This window comes from Microcystis sp. M049S2, from assembly GCF_020245625.1.
In the GTDB taxonomy this organism is placed as follows: domain Bacteria; phylum Cyanobacteriota; class Cyanobacteriia; order Cyanobacteriales; family Microcystaceae; genus Microcystis; species Microcystis ichthyoblabe_A.
The window spans coordinates 1-8128 of sequence record NZ_JADBUN010000187.1; the positions used below are offsets into that span (position 1 = coordinate 1).

Below are 8128 nucleotides of genomic sequence, written 5' to 3' on the forward strand. Positions count from 1 at the left end.
GACCTCTTGCAAAAGTCTTAAGTCGATCCTTGTACAGCAACATTTTTGAAGATTATCAACTACTAATAAATAATTAACTGAAAGTCCCTCCCATTATTGTTTCTATCGTTTGTTTTCGGATTTATGCAAGAGGTCTAACGATCGATCACTGTTTACTGGTCACTGATAACTGATAACTGGTTACTGATAACTGATAACTGCTATGCTACTCTAGGCAGAAAACCATTCGATCGAGAACACCGTGGCTAACCAAGAAGCAACTTCCCCCGCTATTCGTACCCCCTTATACGAGCTAATTGCCCAACAAACCAGCAAATTTACCCCTTTTGCGGGTTGGGAGATGCCGATACAGTTTAGCGGCCTAAAAATCGAACATAATGCTGTCCGCAATAGTGTCGGGATGTTTGACATTTCCCACATGGGCAAATTTATCTTAACTGGCGATAATCTGGTTCAATCTCTCCAAACCCTAGTTCCTTCTAATTTAGCCCGTTTAAGGGCAGGAAAGGCACAGTATAGTGTTTTACTTAACCCGGACGGTGGCATCATCGATGATATTATCTTTTACTACCAAAGCGAAAGCCAAGGCGTATTAATTGTTAATGCCTCAACTACCGATAAAGATCGAGAATGGATTTTAGGCAATTTAGAGGGATCGGGGGTCAAATTAGAGGATCTATCGCGAGAAAGGGTCTTAATTGCCCTGCAAGGACCCAAGGCAGCCACAATTTTACAGCCCTTTATCGGGGAAAAATTAAGCGATTTTGGCCTATTTAATCACTGGGAAAGCCAGCTTTTCGGGGAAAAAGTTTTTATCGCTAGGACCGGTTACACGGGAGAAGATGGCTTTGAAATTATGGCCTCCCCTGAAATCGGGCAGCAACTTTGGACGGAATTCTTAAATTTAGGGGTGACTCCCTGCGGTTTAGGGGCCCGGGATACCCTGCGTTTAGAGGCAGCTTTAGCCCTTTATGGACAGGATATCGACGATAGCACGAGTCCTCTAGAGGCTGGCTTAAATTGGTTGGTTCATCTGCCAGAAAAAGGCGATTTTATCGGTCGTGATGTCCTCGAAGACCAAAAACTTAATGGTGTGAATCGGCGCTTGGTGGGATTGCAGATGTCCGGCAAACATATCGCCCGTCACGATTATCCGGTAGTATTCGCTGGGGAAGTGGTGGGTAAAGTTACCAGCGGCACTTTATCACCAACTTTAAACACAGCGATCGCTTTAGCCTATCTTCCCACACCTTTCGCCTCGATCGGACAGGCGATCGAAGTAGAAATCCGCGGCACCACCTACCCCGCTACCGTAGTTAAAAAACCCTTTTATAAAAGTCAAAAGTAAAAAGGTGATGGGGTTAGGTGGCTTTTCAGTGAACAGTAATCAGTAATCAGTGAAGAGAAAACGGCAACTGCTAGATAACACTGTCCACTTAAAACTCAAATCTGATAACTGATAAGTAGGTAGGTATTAAAAACTTTCAGATCCCCCCGCCTATCGGCACCCCCCTTATCAAGGGGGGCAGGGGGGATCAAACCTAAAATCTATTTTTAATTTAATTATAACCAGCTACTTAACTGATAACTGAAAATGCAATCCCTAGACTTTACCACCCTCAGCGCCACTTGTGCCGAAATTGCCGCCCCTTGGCTGCCAGCCAGACTAGAACAAGTGTATCAAATTGATCGCCAAACCATCGCCCTCCATTTACGAACCTTTGATCGCAAGGGATGGTTAATTATTTCTTGGCATCCCCAAGGAGCGCGGCTGCATATTGGTGATCCGCCGCCAAAAGTCCCAGATACCTTCACTTTCAGCGATCAATTGCGTCATCAACTCAATGGTTTTGCCCTGACAAAATTAGCATTTGTTGCCCCGTGGGAAAGAGTCATCGATCTGCAATTTGCCAAACGTCCCGATGATCCGGCTCTGTGGCATTTGTATATAGAAATTATGGGTAAATATAGCAATGTGATTTTAACTGCGGCTGACAATCAAATTGTCACCGTTGCCCATCAAGTCAATGCCACCCAGTCCAGTGTTCGCACCGTACAAACGGGACAAATCTATCAACTACCCCCCGTTTTATTGGCAACAAATCCCAGTTTAGAAGAATCCTTGAGCAGTTGGCAAGCTAGGGTTAGTTTAATCCCTAAAACTATCGAAAAACAGTTAGTTAGTACCTATCGTGGTGTTAGTCCGGTCATTGCTCGATCGCTGTTGCAAAAAGCCAATATTAACCCGAAATTAAACACGGATCAGTTAGATACTAATGATTGGGAAAAGCTCTTTTCGGCCTGGCAAGAATGGTTAAAAATCCTTGAAAATAAAACCTTTCAACCGGGATGGACAAGCGAAGGTTATACAGTTATCGGTGGGGAGATGCTGGCGGCGGCTAAAAATGTCCAAGAATTATTAAACCGTTATTATAGCGACCAAATTAATCAAGAAAGTTTTCGACAACTACAGCAAAAGTTAAATCAAAAAATCACATCTTTACTGACTAAACTGCAAACCAAAGCCGCAGGATTTCAAACAAGACTAGCAGAATCTGCTCATGCTGATCGCTATAAAGAGCAGGGAGATTTATTAATGGCCCATCTGCAACAAATACAGCAGGGAATGACTAGCATTACTTTGGCGGATTTCCAGACAGGAAACCCTGTAATTATTCCTCTTGATCCCGAAAGAAATCCCGTACAGAATGCCCAATATTTTTATAAACAACATCAGAAATTAAAAAGAGCGCGGTTAGCGGTGGAACCTTTATTAGAGGAAGTGGTTAGTGAAATTAATTATCTCGAACAAGTGCGATCGAGTTTAAGTCAACTAGAAAATTATAGCGGCAGCGAAGATTTACAGACCTTAGACGAGATACAAGAAGAATTAATCCAACAGAAGTATCTAGAAAGCAATTATCAACGTAATCGGGCGAATAATAAAGAATCTGAACCCATGCGCTTTATTACTCCCTCTGGAATAGAATTATGGATTGGCAGAAATAACCGTCAAAATGACCGGCTAACTTTTCGTAGTGCCAGCGATTACGATATCTGGTTTCATAGTCAAGAAATCGCCGGTAGTCACGTTTTACTCCGTTTAACCCCCGGTACAGTTCCAGAAGCCGCCGATCTGCAATTTGCCGCCGATTACGCCGCTTATTATAGCCGCGCTCGCCATAGTGAACAGGTTCCCGTCGTCTATACCCGTCCCAAATACGTCTATAAACCCAAAGGAGCCAAGCCCGGTATGGTGGTTTACAAACAGGAAACGGTAATCTGGGGCTGTCCTCAGAGGGTTGAGGATTACCGCAAAAAATAATTTTTTAGCAAATTGTTTACTTTTTTTTACACAAAATGGGTATTGTCTGTTACAATTTTTGCTAGAGAGACAAATGCAGTTCAGGCGCTTGGGAACGCAAGAACTATATTTCCTCAGATTACAACAACAAACAACAGCAAACCAGTGGTAGCAGCCGATAGTCTGGTGAAAGACACAAAAAACCGACTATTTAGGTAGTATTGAAGCAACCACTGGTATTTTATATTTATTAACCAGATTTATAGCGTTTCCTGTTCGCAAAAGGTACATTATTAATGCTGAAAAGCTTAATCAGCAAAGGTTAAACTGTGCCAGACAGGTGTGAGAACTGCTATAGTATGAACAGTAAACAGTAATCAGTGAACTGCAGCAATTCTCAGTTTTAGACACAGCAAGCCTTTTAGGGATTTAAAGAACATTTTAAAGGGAGATTTTTGGGGCAACTTTGGGTGTACTATCACGTCAAAAGCCCGAAGACTCGTGAAATGAAATTCGCCATCCCATTGAATTTTACCCCGTATTATGCGAACTAACTCCCAAAAGCCTTGCTACAGGGCAAATTTAGAATTGCTGAGTGAACTGAAAACTCACATCTGATAACTGATAACTGATTCAAGGCTGCCTCCTGTCTCCTGACTTAGCCCTTCAGCAATAAATCGCCAATTTCCGACTGACAATGACCAATTAAACGATTAATCGCTGTTTTTCCTTGTTTACCTTGATAATCTGAGCGATCGCTTTCAGTAATTCCGTAGGGACGACCGATCGCCACCTTGACACGATGATAAAGTACAACGGGATGCCAACCATCTTGATCGAATAAAGGTTCCGTGGTGTCTAATAAGCGCAGCAAACGCACGGGAAAAGGACTAATAGCAGTTTCCGACTCAGAGAGAATAGCCACAGGTAAGACCGATAGATTCTCCACGGGACAACGAAGAGCTAAATGGGCAAATCCGCTTTGAAAACGGCTAATTTGACGAGGAGGAGTCAAATTTAACATCGGCGATCCACCTTCCGGAAATAAACCGATCCATCGTCCAGACTGTAAAAAATCCGTTGCTTGCCGAAAAAAAGTCCGGTGGCGTTTTTCTGGGGTATCAAAGGGAAAACAGCCTAATTCTCCGATTAATTCCCGCAAAAGCGGCGTTTTTCCCATGTAGTGATGACAGGCGATCGGGAGAGTTTTGCCCAAAGCTTGAATTAAAATCGGCGCATCTAAAAAGCTACGATGGTTACTTACCACGATCGCCACTCCTTGGCTGGGTAGATTTTCTTGACCGACAGTAAACAGACTCGTGCGTGTGGTATCAAGAATTAAACGAGAGGTAGATAGGGGGGTAAGCAGCGTCATGGGAAAAAAAAATCGGCCTTAAGATTGTTTTTATTGACTTAGACTACAACTAAAGGATAAAACAGAATTAGAGGATCATAAAATATAAGGGATTATGTCCCAATCATCTATAGAACACCACTGGGGCAGCCTCGTCTATTTAAAAAAATAAATTTCATGAATGATTTGAATGAGCGAAAAACATTTGCTTTGACAACACCTCTTTATTATGTCAACGATATCCCCCACATCGGTAGTGCTTACACGACGATCGTAGCGGATGTTATGGCACGATGGAAGCGGTTACAGGGCAATTCTGTCCTCCTAATTACAGGAACCGACGAACACGGACAGAAAATCGAACGAACCGCGGCAGCCAAAGGACTCAATCCCCAGGAACACTGCGATCGCATTGCCACCAGTTTTGCCAATCTCTGGGCAAGGCTACACATCCAGTATGATCGCTTTAGTCGCACCACTGCCCCCCGTCATCAGGCAATTGTTAACGAATTTTTTGAAAGAGTCTGGGAAAAAGGCGATATCTATCTCGATCGCCAACAGGGTTGGTATTGCGTCGCCTGTGAAGAATTTAAGGAAAAAAGAGAACTGTTAGATAATGGCTGTTGTCCCATTCATACTAACCTAGCCGCCGAATGGCGTGACGAGGAAAACTATTTTTTCCGTCTCTCTAAATACCAAGCACAACTAGAACAACTTTACCAAGAACAACCCAATTTTATTCAACCGGAAAGCCGACGTAATGAGGTTCTCAACTTCGTCAACCAAGGACTACAGGATTTCTCCATTTCTAGGGTTAATGTGGCTTGGGGGTTTCCTATTCCCCACGATGGTCAGCATACCATCTACGTTTGGTTTGATGCCCTTCTTGGCTATGTTACCGCCCTTCTCGACCCCGAAGACGAACCCACCCTAGAAAATGCCTTGGCCAAATGGTGGCCGATCGATCTGCATCTGATCGGTAAAGATATATTAAGATTCCATGCCATTTATTGGCCAGCTATGCTAATGTCGGCGGGTTTACCCTTGCCTAAAAGAGTATTCGGCCACGGCTTTTTGACCAAAGACGGGCGAAAAATGGGCAAAAGTCTCGGTAATACCCTCGATCCCTTCGATTTGGTTGATCGCTATGGGGCCGATGCCGTCCGTTACTATTTCGTCAAAGAGATTGAATTAGGACAGGATGGCGATTTTCAGGAAACCAGATTTGTTAATATTCTTAACGCAGATTTAGCCAACGATTTAGGCAACCTCCTCAATCGCACCCTAGGCATGGTCAAAAAATACTGCCAAAATATCCCCCCCCAGTTGACTGGCGTAGATATCCCCAACGACAATCATCTTAAGAATATGGGGATCAATTTAGGGGGGATTGTTGAACAGAAGTATGATGCGCTACAATTTGATCAAGCCTGTGAGGAAATATTGGCGTTAATTCGCGCTAGTAACAAGTTTATCGATGAGAGTGCGCCCTGGAGTTTATTTAAACAGAAACAACAGGCAGCAGTAGAACAAGTCCTCTACGCAGTTTTGGAATCAGTAAGACTCTCTGCCTACCTACTCTCACCGATAATACCGACCTTGAGCAGTAAAATTTATCAACAACTAGGTTTTGTTATTGATTTTAATACTTTCAGGTCGGAGGATGGGGAAAACTTCCCTGATGGTGTCTCTTTTTCCCAACACTGTCAATGGGGATTACCCACAAATCCACAACTAGGAACACCTGAACCGATCTTTTCTAAACTAGAACTGCCGTTAAACGATTCCTAAGGGAATTTTTTGATAACTCTATTTTTTAAGGTCTGTTGTCCTTTGGGACACAACTGGCAAACACCCAACACTAAACTTTTAACAAACGAGGAAAAATAAAATGTTTGATGATTATGACACGGCCCCAGTCTTCACCCCCGAACAAGTGCTAGAAAATCGCGGTCGTGTGGCGATTTTCATCGATGGTTCTAATTTATTTTATGCGGCTCTGCAATTAGGTATCGAAATTGACTACACCAAATTACTTTGTCGTTTAACTGCTGGTTCTCGTCTCTTGCGTGCCTTCTTTTATACTGGAGTTGATCGCACTAACGAAAAACAGCAGGGATTTCTCCTCTGGATGCGTCGCAACGGCTATCGAGTCATCGCTAAAGATCTAGTACAATTGCCCGATGGTTCCAAAAAAGCCAATCTCGACGTGGAAATCGCCGTGGATTTAATGGCGCTAGTGGGTTCCTATGATACCGCAGTAATTGTCAGTGGTGATGGGGATTTAGCCTATGCTGCCGATTCCGTCAGTTACCGCGGTGCGCGAGTGGAAGTGGTTAGTTTGCGATCGATGACCAGTGATAGTTTAATTAATGTAGCCGATCGCTATGTTGATCTAGATCAAATTAAAGAAGAAATTCAAAAAACCAGCAAGCATCACGTTAGTTATAATAATTTCCCCGTCAGCGTCTTAGACCAAGATCGTAGCAGTCGCTAGAAAAATTCAGCAAAAATCAAGTTTAAGGTGGGTAATTCCCACCTTTTTCAGTTATCAGTTATCAGTTATCAGTGACCAGTTATCAGTGAGGTAAGCAGAGAAGAAGGCGGATGTTTCACAGAAGCACGAGAGTTATTTGAAGACATGGTAGGATGGCTGAATTCAGACCAGGTTGGTGGTCTGGAGCATATCGAATGAGAAAACAAGCTCCAAGTCAACGGCAACGAACTCCTAAGACGACTGCTACAAGGCTACCTAGACAGGCGCGGCAACGAAGAAATCGAAGGGGACTGTTGCGGAAGTGACGGCATCAAAAGAACCCATAAGCGGAAACAAACAAGGCAACTAACCACAATCCTTGGCACAGTAGTAGTCAGACGAATTGGTTAGGGAGGTAGGAAAATGAGCAGTCTTCACCCCTTGGATGCGGAATTAAACCTACCACCAGAACAATACTCACATACATTATCAGAAAGAGTAGCATCAGCCTCCGCCTTTAACGGATTCAATCAAACAGTAGAAATCATCAAGAAGACAACGACAGCCCAAATAGCGAAGCGTCAAGTAGAAGAAATAGCACTCTCAAGTGCTTGTAACTATGAAGTCTCAAGGGTGCTGAGGCGGTTTTACCTCTTCGCTCCCTTCAGGTTAGCGGTGATTGGGGACTTGCGCTTTGATAATGTACCTTTTGGGCGAACGCAGTTCGCCCCTACATTGTGGACAAAATCCGTTACTGTAGGGGCGCAAGGAACCTGCGCCCTCCGATCGATCAGGTTTGCTGATCACCCTAAGTAGGGTCTGCTGAAAAAGGTTTTCCTGGGGGCAGGGTGTGGGGTGTGGGGTGTGGGGTGTGGGGTTTTAGCGATTTTCATCTGGTCAATTACCTAATTTTCAGGGAAAAAGTTCAGGGATTTTACCCCCGATCACTCCAATGGTTGGCACTTTTTGAGGGAAAAAAAGTCTAAAAGGTTTA

Annotated in this window: 5 protein-coding genes and 1 pseudogene; 5 read left to right on the plus strand and 1 reads right to left on the minus strand. The window is 43.7% G+C overall.

All coding sequences use genetic code 11. The features are described 5' to 3' along the window. Nucleotides 1-241 precede the first annotated feature (241 nt). Both gcvT and IM496_RS15860 read left to right on the plus strand, forming a co-directional pair. Nucleotides 242-1348, plus strand: a complete 1107-nt coding sequence (gene gcvT / locus IM496_RS15855) for a glycine cleavage system aminomethyltransferase GcvT (RefSeq protein WP_287662510.1) — start codon at nucleotides 242-244, stop codon at nucleotides 1346-1348. A 246-nt stretch (nucleotides 1349-1594) separates the two neighbouring features. Further along, nucleotides 1595-3325: an Rqc2 family fibronectin-binding protein gene (locus tag IM496_RS15860; protein WP_287662512.1), complete on the plus strand. Its 1731-nt coding sequence runs from the start codon at nucleotides 1595-1597 to the stop codon at nucleotides 3323-3325. A gap of 637 nt (nucleotides 3326-3962) precedes the next feature. On the opposite strand, the gene IM496_RS15865 is transcribed toward IM496_RS15860, so the two are convergent. Then, entirely contained in the window at nucleotides 3963-4679 is a 717-nt protein-coding gene (locus IM496_RS15865; protein ID WP_287662514.1) for a lysophospholipid acyltransferase family protein, read from the minus strand. 156 nt (nucleotides 4680-4835) lie between these two features. On the opposite strand from IM496_RS15865, the gene metG reads away from it, so the two are divergent. The 3 genes and pseudogenes from metG to IM496_RS15880 all read left to right on the plus strand — a co-directional run. Continuing rightward, nucleotides 4836-6449: a methionine--tRNA ligase gene (gene metG / locus IM496_RS15870; protein WP_194018315.1), complete on the plus strand. Its 1614-nt coding sequence runs from the start codon at nucleotides 4836-4838 to the stop codon at nucleotides 6447-6449. 100 nt (nucleotides 6450-6549) lie between these two features. Then, complete coding sequence (locus IM496_RS15875; protein ID WP_002743578.1) at nucleotides 6550-7155, plus strand: LabA-like NYN domain-containing protein; 606 nt, start codon at nucleotides 6550-6552, stop codon at nucleotides 7153-7155. 81 nt (nucleotides 7156-7236) lie between these two features. Next, nucleotides 7237-7758 (plus strand): annotated as a pseudogene (locus IM496_RS15880) (ISKra4 family transposase); the annotation flags it as partial. Between the last annotated feature and the right edge of the window lie 370 nt (nucleotides 7759-8128).

Coding starts and splice junctions, on each gene's coding strand:
- IM496_RS15860 (WP_287662512.1), top strand. CDS start 1,595: ATGCAATCCCTAGACTTTACCACCCTCAGCGCCACTTGTGCCGAAATT.
- IM496_RS15865 (WP_287662514.1), bottom strand. CDS start 4,679: ATGACGCTGCTTACCCCCCTATCTACCTCTCGTTTAATTCTTGATACC.
- metG (WP_194018315.1), top strand. CDS start 4,836: ATGAATGATTTGAATGAGCGAAAAACATTTGCTTTGACAACACCTCTT.
- IM496_RS15875 (WP_002743578.1), top strand. CDS start 6,550: ATGTTTGATGATTATGACACGGCCCCAGTCTTCACCCCCGAACAAGTG.